The organism is Vreelandella xerophytica (assembly GCF_968048975.1).
Genome location: NZ_OZ309106.1, coordinates 324,612 through 339,064 on the forward strand (window position 1 = coordinate 324,612; position 14,453 = coordinate 339,064).

The 14,453-nt window shown below is 59.4% G+C and carries 13 protein-coding genes; 4 read left to right on the plus strand and 9 right to left on the minus strand.

From position 1 onward, the window contains the following. Positions 1-21: 21 nt before the first annotated feature. Positions 22-1,611 (plus strand): ABC-F family ATPase, encoded by a 1,590-nt coding sequence (locus ACWF8S_RS01580; protein ID WP_447555070.1) that lies wholly within the window; start codon positions 22-24, stop codon positions 1,609-1,611. Positions 1,612-1,615: 4 nt separating this feature from the next. On the opposite strand, the gene ACWF8S_RS01585 is transcribed toward ACWF8S_RS01580, so the two are convergent. Beyond that, positions 1,616-2,209: a cell division protein ZipA C-terminal FtsZ-binding domain-containing protein gene (locus tag ACWF8S_RS01585; protein ID WP_447555071.1), complete on the minus strand. Its 594-nt coding sequence runs from the start codon at positions 2,207-2,209 to the stop codon at positions 1,616-1,618. A gap of 201 nt (positions 2,210-2,410) precedes the next feature. Next, entirely contained in the window at positions 2,411-3,529 is a 1,119-nt protein-coding gene (locus tag ACWF8S_RS01590; RefSeq protein WP_447555072.1) for an alkene reductase, read from the minus strand. A gap of 176 nt (positions 3,530-3,705) precedes the next feature. Here ACWF8S_RS01590 and ACWF8S_RS01595 point away from each other — a divergent pair, with 176 nt between their 5' ends. After that, on the plus strand, positions 3,706-4,461 hold the full coding sequence (locus ACWF8S_RS01595; protein ID WP_447555073.1) for a FadR/GntR family transcriptional regulator: 756 nt from the start codon (positions 3,706-3,708) through the stop codon (positions 4,459-4,461). Between the two features lie 17 nt (positions 4,462-4,478). Here ACWF8S_RS01595 and ACWF8S_RS01600 read toward each other — a convergent pair whose 3' ends face one another. The 7 genes from ACWF8S_RS01600 to ACWF8S_RS01630 all read right to left on the minus strand — a co-directional run bounded on the left by ACWF8S_RS01600 (position 4,479) and on the right by ACWF8S_RS01630 (position 11,539). Continuing rightward, positions 4,479-5,738, minus strand: a complete 1,260-nt coding sequence (locus ACWF8S_RS01600; protein WP_447555074.1) for an allantoate amidohydrolase — start codon at positions 5,736-5,738, stop codon at positions 4,479-4,481. Between the two features lie 52 nt (positions 5,739-5,790). Beyond that, the gene (locus tag ACWF8S_RS01605) at positions 5,791-6,492 is read right to left on the minus strand and encodes a DUF1028 domain-containing protein (RefSeq protein WP_447555075.1); all 702 of its coding nucleotides are present in this window, start codon (positions 6,490-6,492) and stop codon (positions 5,791-5,793) included. Between the two features lie 14 nt (positions 6,493-6,506). Further along, a complete protein-coding gene (locus ACWF8S_RS01610) occupies positions 6,507-7,901 on the minus strand; it encodes a YfcC family protein (protein WP_447555076.1) in 1,395 nt (464 codons plus the stop codon). A 212-nt stretch (positions 7,902-8,113) separates the two neighbouring features. Further along, positions 8,114-8,506: a hypothetical protein gene (locus tag ACWF8S_RS01615; protein ID WP_447555077.1), complete on the minus strand. Its 393-nt coding sequence runs from the start codon at positions 8,504-8,506 to the stop codon at positions 8,114-8,116. A gap of 148 nt (positions 8,507-8,654) precedes the next feature. Next, entirely contained in the window at positions 8,655-9,395 is a 741-nt protein-coding gene (locus ACWF8S_RS01620) for a TSUP family transporter (protein WP_447555078.1), read from the minus strand. A gap of 9 nt (positions 9,396-9,404) precedes the next feature. Then, entirely contained in the window at positions 9,405-10,013 is a 609-nt protein-coding gene (locus ACWF8S_RS01625; RefSeq protein ID WP_447556537.1) for a transglycosylase SLT domain-containing protein, read from the minus strand. A gap of 83 nt (positions 10,014-10,096) precedes the next feature. Further along, positions 10,097-11,539: an aminotransferase-like domain-containing protein gene (locus tag ACWF8S_RS01630; RefSeq protein WP_447555079.1), complete on the minus strand. Its 1,443-nt coding sequence runs from the start codon at positions 11,537-11,539 to the stop codon at positions 10,097-10,099. 139 nt (positions 11,540-11,678) lie between these two features. Here ACWF8S_RS01630 and ACWF8S_RS01635 point away from each other — a divergent pair, with 139 nt between their 5' ends. Both ACWF8S_RS01635 and gabT read left to right on the plus strand, forming a co-directional pair. Continuing rightward, positions 11,679-13,130 (plus strand): NAD-dependent succinate-semialdehyde dehydrogenase, encoded by a 1,452-nt coding sequence (locus ACWF8S_RS01635; RefSeq protein WP_447555080.1) that lies wholly within the window; start codon positions 11,679-11,681, stop codon positions 13,128-13,130. Between the two features lie 10 nt (positions 13,131-13,140). After that, on the plus strand, positions 13,141-14,412 hold the full coding sequence (gene gabT, locus ACWF8S_RS01640; protein WP_447555081.1) for a 4-aminobutyrate--2-oxoglutarate transaminase: 1,272 nt from the start codon (positions 13,141-13,143) through the stop codon (positions 14,410-14,412). Positions 14,413-14,453: the final 41 nt, after the last annotated feature.

Here is a 14,453-nt window from a genome sequence, read left to right on the forward strand (position 1 = left end):
TCGCCAATCAGGGGCCCCCTTTTGATCGCTACCGCCAACATCACCATGCAGTTCGGGGCCAAGCCCCTGTTCGAGAACGTCTCGGTCAAGTTCAACAACGGCAACCGTTACGGGTTGATCGGCGCCAACGGTTGCGGCAAGTCGACCTTCATGAAGATCCTGGGCGGCGAACTCGAACCCTCCGGCGGCCAGGTGATGCTGGACAGCAGCACGCGCCTTGGCAAACTGCGCCAGGATCAGTTCGCCTTCGAGAACGAGCGCGTGATCGACACGGTCATCATGGGTAACTTTGAGCTCTGGAAAGTGGCGGCAGAGCGCGAACGTATCTACTCAAAGCCCGAGATGAGCGAAGCCGACGGCATGGCCGTGGCGGATCTGGAAGTGCGCTTTGCCGAGCTCGACGGCTACACCGCCGAGGCGCGCGCCGGCGAGCTCCTCCTGGGGCTGGGTATTCCCATCGAGCAGCACTTTGGTCCCATGAGCGAGGTGGCCCCGGGCTGGAAGCTGCGGGTACTGCTCGCCCAGGCGCTGTTTTCTGATCCGGACGTTTTGCTTCTCGACGAGCCCACCAACCACCTGGACATCAATACCATCCGCTGGCTCGAGGATATTCTCAAGGCGCGCAGCAGCACCATGGTGATCATCTCCCACGACCGCCACTTCCTGAACAGCGTCTGCACCCACATGGCGGATCTGGATTACGGTGAAATCACCCTGTTCCCGGGCAACTATGACGATTACATGACCGCCGCGACCGCCGCGCGCGAACGCCAGCACTCGGATAACGCCAAGAAGAAGGCGCAGATCGCCGAGCTTCAGCAGTTCGTCAGCCGCTTCTCGGCCAACGCCTCCAAGGCCAAGCAGGCCACTTCCCGTGCGCGTCAGATCGACAAGATCAAGCTCGAGGACATCAAGCCCTCCAGCCGGGTGAGCCCGTTCATTCGCTTCGACCAGAACAAGAAGATTCACCGCAACGCCTTGAACGTCGAGGCCATCACCAAGGGGTATGAAGGCAACACGCCGCTGTTCGAGCGCTTCTCCATGGGGGTCGAGGCCGGCGAGCGTATCGCGATCATCGGCCCCAACGGTATCGGCAAGACCACGCTCTTGAAGACCCTGGCCGGCGATTTCGCCCCTGACAGCGGCCACGTGAAGTGGACCGATGCCGCCGAAATCGGCGTGTTCGCCCAGGATCACGCCGCGGATTTCGCCGAGGATGCCACGCTGTTCGAGTGGATGGGGCAGTGGACGCAAGGCGGCGAGCAGGTGGTGCGCGGCGCGCTTGGGCGCATGCTCTTTTCAAGCGATGATATCACCAAGTCGGTGAAGGTGATTTCCGGCGGCGAACAGGGGCGAATGCTGTTTGGCAAGCTGACGCTGACCAACCCTAACGTGCTGCTGATGGACGAGCCCACCAACCACCTGGACATGGAATCCATCGAGGCGCTCAACCTGGCGCTGGAGAACTACCCCGGCACGCTATTGTTCGTCAGCCACGACCGGGAGTTCGTCTCATCGTTGGCCACCCGCATCATCGACATGCAGCCTGAGGGTATCGTCGATTTCAGCGGCAGCTACGATGACTACCTGCGAAGCCAGGGCGTGGTGTAGGGCGTCAACCAATGATCTGCTGGTAGGTGACGTCGGTGGCGGGGGTTCGCTCGCTATCGAGCACCTCGCCTCTGAAGGCATCGTTCATCTCCTTGGCCAGCGCCACGTACACGTGCATCTGCTGATTGCGCCGCTTGTGGATGGGCGGCTTTACCAGCAGGCTGATTCCGCGAATAGGCGCGTGTTTCTCCCCACTCAGTAAATCCGGCATTTCCCCGGGCGGGAAGGCGTTGGCCAGGGTAATCGGGTTGGAGCGCTGCTGGCCGTCGATCAGGAAAACCTTCTTGAGCGCATCAAAACGGGCATTCTTGCCGCGTAGCCACTCCGTCAAGCGTTCGTCGGTCGTGGCATCCGGGTGCGAAAATATGACGAACAGCGAGTGCTGTCTGACCTTGGCCGATGCCGGCGCCGCCGCAGGTTTGGGGGGCGAGGCCGGCGCCGGTGCCTTGGCAGGCGTCTGCTGGAGTGGCGAGGTGTCCTGGCGCGCCCTGGCCTGTCGCCTTCTGGGCAGTACCACGTAGATAAAGATAATCGTGGCTACTACGCCGAAAATCAGCGACATGAACGCAAGCCACACTGGAAGGGGAATACTGTCCATTTTATCACCCTGAGCCTGATCCGGACGTTAGGAACGGTTTTGCTTAAACAGCAACGCCAGTCGCCATAAGCATCGTATTGATAAGGTAGGTAAAAATAGCAGCATTATCAGGTGAGCGGGATAAAAAAAGCACCACGAATGTGGTGCTTTTAATGGGCAAGGTAATATTTCTGGCGTCAATAACCTAGCGCAAGAAATGGCTTATCCAATGCGGTCATGGCCGTTATTCATGAACGGGTAGTCGGTGTAGCCTTTTTCGTCGCCACCGTAGAAGGTGTCATGGTTCGGCTCGTTCAGCGCGGCATCGACACGAAAACGCTCGACCAGGTCCGGGTTGGCAATGTACGGGCGACCGTAGGCGACGAGATCGCCGTTACCGCTTTTCAGCAGTGCTTCACCCTTTTCAGCGTCGTAGTGACCGCAGTAGATAATGCTGCCGTTGAAGCGCTTACGCATCTGCTCGCGGAAACCGTCCGGGAACTCATTGTCACCGCCGGCCCAGTTGGGCTCGTTCAAGTGGATATACGCAAGGCCGCGCTTGGCGAGCTCGTCGGCGAGATAGAACGACATTGCCTCGGGCTCGTCGTCGGTCAGGCCGAAAATCTCGATGAATGGCGTCAGGCGGATACCCACGCGGTCGGCGCCATACACCTCGATGACGGCATCGACGACTTCCAGCGGGAAGCGCGCACGGTTTTCGACCGAGCCGCCGTACTGGTCGTCACGCTTGTTGGTGCCGGTGGCCAGAAACTGGTTGAGCAGGTAGGCGTTCGCCGCGTGGACTTCGATCATGTCAAAGCCTGCGCGCTTGGCGCGAACGGCGGCCTTGCGGTAGTCGTCGACGATGCCGGGAATCTCGTCGGTTTCCAGCGCTCGGGGCGTGCTGGTGGGGTGCTGGCCGGCGCTGCCGTCTTCGAACTCCACAAAGCACTGGGCGCCTTCGCCTTTCAAAGCGCTGGGAGCGACCGGTGCTTGACCTTCGGGCTGAACCATTTCGTGAGAAACGCGCCCAACGTGCCAGAGCTGCATGGCGATCCGCCCGCCCTTGGCATGTACCGCCTGCACCACGGCTTTCCAGCCCGATTCCTGCTCGTCGGTCCAGATGCCAGGGGTATAAACGTAACCCCGCGCTGTGGGGGAGATGTTGGTGGCTTCGCTGATGATCAAGCCGGCGCCGGCGCGCTGGCCGTAGTAGGCCTGCTGCATTTTACCCGGCACGCTATCCGGGGTACGCGCCCGGGTCAGCGGCGCCATGATGACTCGGTTGGGAAGCGACAGACCGCCAAGCTGGGTAGAGGCCAATAATGTATCGAATGCCATGGGCAAACTCCTTCTTGCGCGTTATGAAATGATATGGGTAAGAATAGACCAGTTTACTACTAGGCGCCAATTCAGTTTTGTTAAACTCATTTGAATAGTATGGATCACTCTCAGCGCTGCGATGAGCCGTCTCTCTGGTACCCTTGAATCTTATCAGTCAGGAAGTCTTCAATAGCATGTCAAAGAATGCTCCTCAGCGTCGCCCTTATCAGGTGGCGGAAACCATCAAATGCTGGATAGTGGAGAGGCAATTAAAGCCTGGTGATCGATTACCTAGTGAAGCAGAATTGATGAATACGCTACAGGTGTCCAAAGGCACGGTGCGAGAAAGTACGCGAGTGCTGGAAGCACAAGGGCTGGTCGAAACCCGCACGGGGCCTGGCGGTGGTGCTTTCGTACGCGAAATGAGCGATGAAAAAGCTATATCCTTATTGAGCAATTATCTTTTTTTTAAAGAAATATCGATCAGGGACATTTACCAGATACGCTTGGCATTGGAACCTGAGCTTGCTGCCTCATTGGCAGGCAATGTGGCTGGCGCTGACATGGCGCGTTTACGTGAAAGTCTCTATAGCTATGCAAATCCCGCAGACGATAGTGAGACCGAACGCCAGCAGCATCTCGATTCCTTGCACTTTCATTTGATGCTTGCCGAGCTGGCTGGCGGCAATCAACTGCTGACTTTTATGATTCGGTTCACCATTCAAGTGCTTTCGGATCTTACGATTTATCATCGTCTTTACGAGCCCGTTACCCATGATTTGGGCCAGACTGGCTGTCGTTATCACGGCGAAATTCTGGATGCCATCGAGTTAGGTGATGCTGAAAGCGCTTATAACATCATGCGTGAGCATATGCAGGATGCACAGCGAGTGATGAACCAGCAGGAGGCCCGCGTAAGGCGAGGGTTTCTGTCCGAGCGGTGGAAGTGATAAGCGCAAAGCAAGTATTAGGACTTTGTTAGCCGTCGTAGGAATGCCATGACCACTCGGGTCGCTACTTCACCATCTGCTGCGGTGATCGCTTCATCAGGGTGGTGGCTAAGCCCGTCTTTACAGCGTACAAACAGCATGCCGATATCGGTTAACGCCTGCATGGCTAGACCATCGTGCCCTGCGCCGCTGAAAAGCCGCTCTGCCGGTTGGCCAGCTCCGAGGCAAGCTTCTTCCATGGATTCCATTATCCAGTCAGCACAGGATACCGCCTCGGCACTGTAGGTGTTGTCCATGTCGAGCGTCAGCCCACGACGCTTTGCTACCGCCTTCATGACGTCGGTGATGGCTTTCCTGCCGTACTGACGCTTGGTCGGCTCCGGGGAGCGTAATTCTACCGTAAAGGTGACCCGGCCGGGAATCACGTTGACAGCGTTGGGATGAACATCGAGTTTTCCCACTACGCCGACCAACTCTTCGGTCTCCTGCAGTACTCGATCGATAGCCACTACCATTTCCGCCGCGCCGACGAGTGCATCGCTGCGCAGGCTCATGGGTGTGGTGCCCGCGTGACCAGCCTTGCCGCTGAGCGTCACTTGATGACGTTCGATACCTGTTAAAGCTGTAACGATCCCAACGGCATGGTCACGCTGCTCAAGAATCGGACCTTGTTCAATGTGTACTTCTAGAAATCCCAGCGTGTTGGCCGGGTCACGAGCGACAGAGGCGATATCCGCAGGAGAGCAGCCAAAAGCTGTTAACGCTTCTTTTAGCGAGACACCCTCGACATCCCGAACCTCCAGTTGCTCGGGCGTTATGCTTCCTGCCAGCGCCTTGCTGCCCACCAGCGTGGTGGGAAAGCGAACTCCCTCTTCATCGCCAAACGCGACGACTTCGATGCCATAGGGCAGGGTAACGTTTTCACGATTAAGAGCTTCCAACGCTAATAGTGGCAGAGCCACGCCCAGCATGCCGTCGTACTTGCCGCCTTCTATCACTGAGTCCTGATGGGAGCCCATTATGAATGTCTTTTCGCCAGCTTGGGCCTTTGGGCAGCGCCCAACAAGGTTGCCAGCGGCGTCCAGTTGGGGAGTAAGCCCGGCTTGTTCCATCCAGCGGCTTATTACTGTCAGTACTTCACGGTGTGCCCGGGAGCAGAACAATCGCGTAACGCCGGGACCTGGTTCAGAGCACAGAGCCGCCTCGTTGAGACGGTCGATCAAGACTAAGCCCAATTCGCCCTGATCGAGGGTAGCAAGAGCAGCCGTATTGGTCATAAATCCTCCGAAAGGAGCTGGTAAAGACGCCAGCGAAAGGTTTGATATTGTTTTAACGCAGTGGCAGCCGACGCCAAAAGTCTTGGAAGTCTTTAGCCATGAACTGGTCGGCCAATGCCTGCAAAGCACCTACGACGTCTTCGGAGAAGTCGACACGCAAATCGATAGGCGCTTGGTGAAATGACTCAATGCGTAGCGCAGCCGAGCGCGTACCGCGTTTATCCCCGCCTGCTGATAAAGCGGCGTCCAGAGCGCCGAGAAGATACATAAGCAGATGCTGGTCGTGATGGGTGTAGTAACGAGGCGCTTCGCTACCTTGAATAACCGCCTTGCTATTCTCGGTACCAAGTTTCAAGAACTGCTCCGCCAGCACCTGCACTACTTCGACACGTTGAAGCATGTTGCCGGCGGCGGCGACGCCGGGGAAGCGGATTTGGGCCACTTCGGGTACGTTTTGTGTACCCGAATGCGTCGATGAGTAGCCGTGCATATCCATGACCAGACACTGGCGCAGCGCTGAATCGCTGTCCTCGCTAATGGCGGTGTCCAGCGCATGTTGGGCACTGGTTCCCGCGGCAAGGGCCTTGTACACCCGAGCCGGATACCAAGGGTTGGTAAAGCGCCCCTGGGTAACACATGCCCCGACACCCCGCCAGCAGTGGTGAACATAGCCACCGACTGCCATCCCGCCGGTAGCGGTTATCGTGGCGACGGTACCGGTGGCAGGATGGCAGTGAACCAGTGAAAGCGTCATCGTGGCTCCCTTGCTCAGTAACCCACCAGGTGGCCAATGACCAGCCCTGCCCAAGCCAATACGTAAACCAGCGCCATGAAAGGCATGATCGCTTTCAGCCACTGGGCGTAAGAGACACGACCGAGGGCCAGCATGGCCAGTGTACCGCCCGAAGTGGGAACGATCAGATTGGTTAAACCGTCGCCTACCTGGAACGCGGTGATCATCAGTTGACGGCTCATTCCGACAAGATCCGCGACGGGAATCAAAATTGGCATGGTTACCAGCGCCTGGCCCGAGCCGGAGGGAACAAAGAGATTGATGATGCCTTGCACGACGCTTGCCATGATCGCGGAGAAGACCGAAGGGATGCCGTCGATCATGGTGCTCAGCGAATTCACGATTGTGTCGATAATCACGGCTTGCTCGAGAATGACTTGAATGGAAGCGGCCACCCCAATGACGAGCGCGCCAGCGGTGACACTGGCAGCACCTTCCATCATCTGTTTAACGATGCCGTTCGCCGACAGGCCATTCAATGCACCAATCATGATCGCCAACAGCAAAAATATGCCTGCAATCTCATTGATGTACCAGCCGCGGGTAAACACTCCGATCAGCATGGCGATCAACCCACCCACGAACACGACCATGGTGAGGATATTACGTTTGGTAAGACGGTATTCACTGAGCGGTTTACTCAGTGATTCCGCGTTACTCGGCTCTTCAAACGCCATCTTGACGACGCGCTTGCAGATATAAAGAGAGAGTAGGGCAAGTGATGAAAGCACCATCAGTGTGCGAAGCCAGGCACCTGAAAACGTCGGCAGCTCTGCGATCCCTTGGGCGACCCCTACGGTATAAGGGTTGATCGGTGAGAGCGCAAAACCGATCCCGATACCACCGACAGCCATAGTAGTGCCCACCAGGCTGGAACAGCCAATGGCGCTAGCGATGAGGACGGCAATAGGGACTAACGCAATGTTGTTTTCAAACCCTACGGCGACACCGAAAAAGCCATAGATAAAGGTACCGATGACGATAATCACGTTGCGCCGCTCTACCCCCACGCGATTGACCGCCACGCCGATCGCATTCTCCAGCGCACCGGTTTTTTGCAAGATATGAAACAGCCCCCCAGCGATAAAGACGATAAACAGATACTGAGAGGCGGCGATGAGCCCTTCGGGAATCGCTACAAAAATATTGAATAGCGGAATGTTGGCAACGTCTTCCAGATAAGCAAAGGACCCTGGCACAACCACTGTGCGGCCATCCTGAGTGACACGTTCAAATTCACCGGCGGGAATGATGAAGGTCAGTAAATACGTAGCGACCAAAATAATAAAGATGAGCACCATGGGATCGGGAACCGCTTGATACCACTTTTTACGCGGGTTTGAGGCTGGTGCGGAGTTTTGTTCGGCCATGAGGATACCCTTGCAATTTTTGTGTCTCAGCTTAGGCGCTCAAAGGCACCTTATTAATGAATTTATCATGATAAATAGGCGGGTCAAGCAAGCTCTCGGTTTCAAGGCAGGGGAAGGCGGTTTGGAACCTCTTTTACATGGAGGCGCGTTCATTTAGTGAGCTACTAGTTCGGGGTAACGTGAGGCGAAATACCGCCTGACGTCACCAGGGCTCACTTTTGTAGGGATGAAAACCAGCGCTGCCGGGGCGCGGGGGCGGCCATCTGCTGCAGGGCGGCCTCGAGAGTAAAGACGATGGTGCTCAGCTGGCGGTAGCACATTGCGCTGCTCAGCACGCCCGGGCACTGTCTGAGCAACAACTCACACTGGTGCGAGGCCAGGCAGAGCTTGGCAAAGGCCTCGGGAGGAAGCACTGATCTGGCCTCCTGACCTGCGCGGCCAAGCTCGCCGGCCAGCATCGAGAGCGTGCCGGTATCCAGCCAGCAGGGCAGCGGGTCTTCAAGGCGCCCCGCGATGGAGTGCTGCATGGCCTCGAACGAGGTACGCAGAAAGATCACGGTCTGACGAAGCTGACGCTGTTCCTGAGATACACGCCTTGCGCGCATGCCGGTTCTCCATCACCTGGTTTGTTAAAATAAAATGTTTCTCATTTGCATCAATTAAAGACGATAGCGTGAGCTTGCCACAGTGTCAATCTGGCAAAGCGCCTGGGGCGCAGGGAGTGGCGGATGCAGGCGAGTGGGTGGCTTGACGCTAGCCCATCACCAGGTAAATCCCCTGGATCAGATAAAACGCGCCGATGCCGGTCACGATCCAGCGCGTCCAGGTGCGAAAGTTGGCGTCGGTCAGACGATGCAGAATGAAGGTGCCTGCCCGGGTACCGAGCAGAGCGAAGGGTGCCGCCATCAGCACGATCCCCCATTCACCCGCACTCAGCGCCAGCGCTGCGCCGAAGTAGAAGAGTATCTTGATGCTGTGCGCCACCACCTGAATCATCGCCTTGGTGGCCACCACCTGTCGGCGGTCCATGTTCGAGCGCACGAAGAAGATATCGATCAAGGGCCCCGATACCCCGGCGGCGATGGTCAAGCCCCCCGAGGCGAAGCCGCATGCCAGGGCGTGGCTCGTGCGGTTGGCGTTGAGCGCGAACCAGCGCCTGGGCATCCAGACCAGCACCGGCATCAGGCCGATCAAAAGCGAGACCGTCGCGGCGTCGGGGCTGTAGTTGAATACCAGCAGCAGTCCCGCCGCACTGGCCACGCCGACACTCATCAGGGCGACCACCCGCCAATTGATGAAGCGCCGCGAAAGCCAGGCTCTTGAGGCGTTGGCGGTGAGCTGAATGACCCCGTGAACCGCCATGGCGGAGCCGGCGGGAAACACCAGCAGCAGAAACCACAAAAGCACCAGACCGCCGGCCATGCCAAAAATACCCGACAGCAGGGAGGTCAAAAAGACCACGCCGACAAAGGCGAGGCCAACGATCAAGGGCATACGGATTCCTTAGCTACAAAACGGCCAGACCTGATAGAACTTGCGGCACTGAAATTCCGCTTCGCAGGCGTTGAGCTGGGCACGGTAACGGCTGGAGCGCTCTGCCACCTGGCGCCCGGCGCGCAGTACATGGGGCTTTGCGCGGTAGGTGCCACGCTGATAGCCGCCGGCGCCTTCGTGGTAGGCGTAATAAAGGTGCTCGGGGTTGTTGAGCGAGACGCCGGTCTGCGCGCGGGTACGGGCGTTGTACCAGCCGATGAAGTCCGTGGCGTGCTTCATGTGGGTACGTCGGGCGAACAGGCTGCCGGCCTGGTCGCGGTACTCGCCCCACACCGGGTCCTGGGCCTGGGCGTAGCCCTTGGCCGAAGAGGGCCGGGGGCCAGGAATGAAGCCCAGGTAGTACTTGCGATCTGGCCTTACGTGGCTTCGAAACGAGGACTCCTGCTGGATGAATGACATCTGGGTGGCGATGGGTGTGCCCCACTGGTTTTCCGAATCCCGGGCATAGTCGTACCAGCTGGGCTGTTCACGAAAGATCTCGCAGACGTTGCTCTGGTTCTGCGGCGGATTGGGCGCAAAGGTGGCGCACCCGGTCAACAGAAACAGAATGAGTGCCATCCACAGAGGGTGCGCGTACAAACGGGTACTGCGCGTCGAACTACCGCGTTGATACATGAGTATTCCCTTTCTAGAGCCGTGACTTAATGCGTTTTATAGGCGGCAGGCGCGCGAAGCAGTGCGGCCAGGCAGTGGCGAAGGCGCTGCGCTTCCCGGGCCAAGGTATCGCCGGAGAGCATTCCCACCCCCATGACCAGGCCCGAACGGTCATCGCCGTCTGCGCACACCGGGCTTAACGGGCGCACCACCAGGTGTTCTTTTAAAAGCGCCCGAGCGAGTGCCACATCGTCCACGCCGGGCTCGAACTCGATACACAGACTGATGGTGCTGCTTGGCGGCGAGATGCGCGCCACGCCAGGCAGTTGACTGAGCTGGTCGTGAAGTACCTGCTGACGGCCCAGATAGTCGCGTTGAATGCGCCGGCACCAGCTGTCCAGGCCACCATCGAACATGAACTGGGCGAGTACGGCCTGATCGAGCATGCGGCCTTCACGAAAAAGCTCGCTGCGCAGGCGGTTCATCGACTCCGTCAGATGACGGGGAACCACCAGGTACCCCAGGCGCAGCCCGGGAAACATCATCTTCGAAAACGAGCCTACCAGCAAATGCCGGGAGGAGGTGGGGTCGAACAGAAGCTCGGAAGAAGCATCCCGGGTGAACTCGTAATCATCCTCCAGCACGTAGGCGGGTGTGAGCGCCTTGCAAAGGCGGGCCTTGTCCGCTGCGCGGGTAGGCACGCTCAGCGGGTAGTGGTGCGAGCCGGTCAGGTAGGCAAGGGCCACCGGGCCGCGGGCGTGCTCAAGCGCATGGCCATGCTCTGGATACCAGGGCAGCATCTGAAGGTTGAGCCCCGCGGCGGTGAAGATATTACGCGCGCCCCAGTAGCAGGGCGACTCCATCGCCACCGTGTCATTGACGTCGGTCAGCGCCATGGCGCAAAGCTCGATGCCGTTATGGGTGCCGTCGGTAATGATGATCTGATCCACATCGCAGTCGATACTGCGCCAGCGTGCCAGAAAATCACGTATCGCGCGTTTGAGCGGCCCGTACCCCCCGGTGGAGTAGGAAAGCAGCAGCGCGTTCTGCGCCACCGTCACGCTGGTGTAAAGCTGGCGCCACCGGCGCATGGGAAACTGCGCGATATCGGGAATGCCCGGCATGAAGGCCCCGCTTTGAATCTTGCTCGACCCGGGGGATTTCAGGATTTGATTGGCGCGCCTGGAAAGGCTGGCAGGAGGTGAGGTGTCGGCAGGTAGATTTCGCGCTTTAAAGCTCCATGTCCCACTACCGTGGGACGTCATCAGAACGCCTTCTTTCACCAGCGTCGCTACTGCCCGGGATAGCGTATGTCGGGCCACGCCCAGGGTCTTCGTCAACTGACGATGTGCCGGCAGGCGCGTCTGATTGGGCCATATTTCAGCGACCGCCTGGCGCAGAGCCTGCTCCACCCGCACCTGCTTGCTCAAACGTTCAGGCTGCTGCGTATAGCGGTCGAGAAGCTGCTGCAACGCCTGTTGTTGATCCATACCCGCCTCTCGATCTTCTTTATGGTTTGATTTACCTAGTAAAGCAGAAAAGTGGTCTGGTTGAACGAAAAAGTGGTGCATTCGCGTACAGGGAAATTGCTGTTAGCGTGCGGGCCAAGTGGTTAAACAGGAGAATCTCATGAGTTTTATCGAACAGTGGTTAAGCGATAACGTACCGGCCCTCATCGGCGGCGAATGGCGCAAGGGCCGCGAGACCTTTGCCGTGGACAACCCCGCCACCGGCGAAACCATCGCCCGCGTCGCGGAGCTTGGCGCCGACGACACCCGGGACGCCGTGGCCGCCGCTCATGAGTCCGGCACGGCCTGGCGGGCCACGCCGGTGAAGGAGCGCGCGAAGATTCTGCGCCGCTGGTTCGAGTTGATCAACGAGCACGCCGATGATCTTGCCCGCCTGATGACCCTGGAGCAGGGCAAGCCGTTGGCGGAGGCCAAGGGCGAAGTGGGGTACGGTGCCTCGTTCATCGAGTTCTTTGCTGAAGAAGCCAAGCGCATGGCCGGCGAAACGCTACCCAGCCACGGCGCCGACAAGCGATTGATGGTACTGCGCGAGCCGGTCGGCGTGGTCGCCGCCATTACGCCCTGGAACTTCCCGCTGGCGATGATTACCCGTAAATGCGCTCCGGCACTCGCCGCCGGCTGCACCGTGGTGATCAAGCCCGCCGAGGCGACCCCGCTCACCGCACTCGCGGCGGCGTATCTGGGCCTAGAAGCGGGCCTGCCCGCGGGCACCATCAACGTCGTCACCGCAAGCAAGCCGGCAGAAGTCGGCGAAGTGCTGACCACGGATTCTCGCGTGCGCAAGGTGTCGTTCACCGGCTCCACGCCGGTAGGCAAGCGCCTGCTCGCCCAGTGCGCCAGCACGGTGAAGAAGACCGCCATGGAGCTGGGCGGCAACGCGCCGTTCATCGTGTTCGACGACGCCGACGTGGACGACGCCGTTGACGGCGCCATCGCCTCCAAATTCCGCAACGCCGGCCAGACCTGCGTGTGCACCAACCGCTTTCTGGTTCAGGACGGCATTTACGATACCTTCGTCGAGAAACTCACCCAGCGTGTGAGTGCCTTGAAGGTGGGTGATGGCCTGACGGAAGGCAATACCATCGGCCCGCTGATCAACCAGGCGGCGGTGGACAAGGTGCAGCGCCATGTGGATGACGCCCAGGGCAAGGGCGCGCGGGTGCTGTGCGGCGGAAAGCCCCATGACGCCGGCGAGCGCTTCTTCACGCCCACGGTGCTGGCGGACGTGACGACCGCCATGGCCGTGGCCGATGAAGAAACCTTTGGCCCTGTCGCGCCGGTGTTCCGTTTCACCCGCGATGAAGAGGCCATTGCCATGGCCAACGATACGCCGTTCGGACTTGCCGCCTACTTCTACGCCACCGACTACCGGCGCATCTGGCGCACCATGGAAGCGCTCGAGTACGGCATGGTGGGTGTCAATGAAGGCCTGATCTCGACCGAGCTTGCCCCCTTTGGCGGCGTGAAGGAGTCCGGCCTTGGCCGCGAAGGCTCCCACCACGGCCTGGATGAATTTACCGAACTGAAATACGTCTGCGTTGGCGGGCTTTAGGATACTGATGATGACCAATCACGAACTGAACGAACTCAAGAACCGCTTTGTCGCCAACGGCGCCGCCACGCCCACCACCCAGTTTGCCGAGCATGCGGAAAACGCGGAAATCTGGGATGCCGACGGCAAGCGCTGGATCGACTTCGCTGGCGGCATTGGCGTGTTGAACCTGGGCCACCGCCATCCGAAGATCGTTGCCGCCGTTGAAGCGCAGCTCAAGAAGGTCATGCACACCAGTGCCGCGGTCATCTCCTACGCGCCTTATGTACAGCTGTGCCAGAAGCTCTGCGAGCTGACCCCGGTACGCGGCCCCGAGCGCAAGGCGATGCTGGTCAACACCGGTGCCGAAGCGCTGGAAAACGCCGTGAAGATCGCCCGCGCCGCCACCGGTCGCAGCGGCATCATTACCTTCGATGGCGCCTTTCACGGGCGCACCATGATGACACTCGCCATGACCGGCAAGGTGCTGCCCTACAAGAACGATTTCGGCCCGATGCCGGGTGATGTGTTCCGCGCACCGTTCCCGAACCCGCTGCACGGCATCAGCGAAGAGGCATCCCTGGATGCCATTCGCACCCTGTTCAAGACCGATATCGCCCCACACCGCACGGCGGCCATCGTCATCGAGCCGGTTCAGGGCGAGGGCGGCTTCTACATCGCATCCCCCGAGTACCTGCAAGCGCTTCGTGCGCTGTGCGACGAGCACGGCATCCTGTTGATTGCCGATGAAGTGCAGTCCGGCTTTGCGCGTACCGGCAAGCTGTTCGCACTCGAACATAGCGGCGTCGAGGCAGACCTGCTCACCACCGCCAAGAGCCTGGCCAACGGTATGCCGCTTTCCGCTGTCGTGGGCACGGCCTCGGTGATGGATGCGTCAGGGCCCAACTCGCTGGGCGGCACCTACAGCGGCAACCCGCTGGCCTGCGCGGCGGCGCTGGCGGTGATCGACACCATCGAGGAAGAGAACATCCTCGAGCGCAGCACAGAAATGGGCAAGTTATTGGCCGAGCGCTTCAAGGCGTGGGAAGAGCGCTTCGCCCCGGTGGCCCACGGCCGCCAGCTGGGTGCCATGGCCGCCTTCGAGCTTCTGGATGAAAACGGCAAGCCCGACGCTGCCATGACCGGCAAACTCTGCGCCAAGGCCCGCGAGAAGGGCTTGATCCTGCTCTCCTGCGGCTTCTACGGCAACGCGATCCGTATTCTGGTGCCCTTGACCGTCTCTTCTGAGGTGCTGGAAGATGGCCTGGGGATCATCGAGCAGTCTCTGGAAGCGCTTGGCTGATAGCGGCGCCAAGCCTCTATAGCCCGCCTCTGCCTTACGGC

What these genes read in the sequence shown, in the direction of transcription:
- ACWF8S_RS01635 (WP_447555080.1), top strand. Translation starts at nt 11,679, where the DNA reads ATGAGTTTTATCGAACAGTGGTTAAGCGATAACGTACCGGCCCTCATC.
- ACWF8S_RS01630 (WP_447555079.1), bottom strand. Translation starts at nt 11,539, where the DNA reads ATGGATCAACAACAGGCGTTGCAGCAGCTTCTCGACCGCTATACGCAG.
- ACWF8S_RS01610 (WP_447555076.1), bottom strand. Translation starts at nt 7,901, where the DNA reads ATGGCCGAACAAAACTCCGCACCAGCCTCAAACCCGCGTAAAAAGTGG.
- ACWF8S_RS01600 (WP_447555074.1), bottom strand. Translation starts at nt 5,738, where the DNA reads ATGACCAATACGGCTGCTCTTGCTACCCTCGATCAGGGCGAATTGGGC.
- ACWF8S_RS01615 (WP_447555077.1), bottom strand. Translation starts at nt 8,506, where the DNA reads ATGCGCGCAAGGCGTGTATCTCAGGAACAGCGTCAGCTTCGTCAGACC.
- ACWF8S_RS01585 (WP_447555071.1), bottom strand. Translation starts at nt 2,209, where the DNA reads ATGGACAGTATTCCCCTTCCAGTGTGGCTTGCGTTCATGTCGCTGATT.
- ACWF8S_RS01590 (WP_447555072.1), bottom strand. Translation starts at nt 3,529, where the DNA reads ATGGCATTCGATACATTATTGGCCTCTACCCAGCTTGGCGGTCTGTCG.
- ACWF8S_RS01625 (WP_447556537.1), bottom strand. Translation starts at nt 10,013, where the DNA reads ATGGCACTCATTCTGTTTCTGTTGACCGGGTGCGCCACCTTTGCGCCC.
- ACWF8S_RS01595 (WP_447555073.1), top strand. Translation starts at nt 3,706, where the DNA reads ATGTCAAAGAATGCTCCTCAGCGTCGCCCTTATCAGGTGGCGGAAACC.
- ACWF8S_RS01620 (WP_447555078.1), bottom strand. Translation starts at nt 9,395, where the DNA reads ATGCCCTTGATCGTTGGCCTCGCCTTTGTCGGCGTGGTCTTTTTGACC.
- ACWF8S_RS01605 (WP_447555075.1), bottom strand. Translation starts at nt 6,492, where the DNA reads ATGACGCTTTCACTGGTTCACTGCCATCCTGCCACCGGTACCGTCGCC.
- gabT (WP_447555081.1), top strand. Translation starts at nt 13,141, where the DNA reads ATGACCAATCACGAACTGAACGAACTCAAGAACCGCTTTGTCGCCAAC.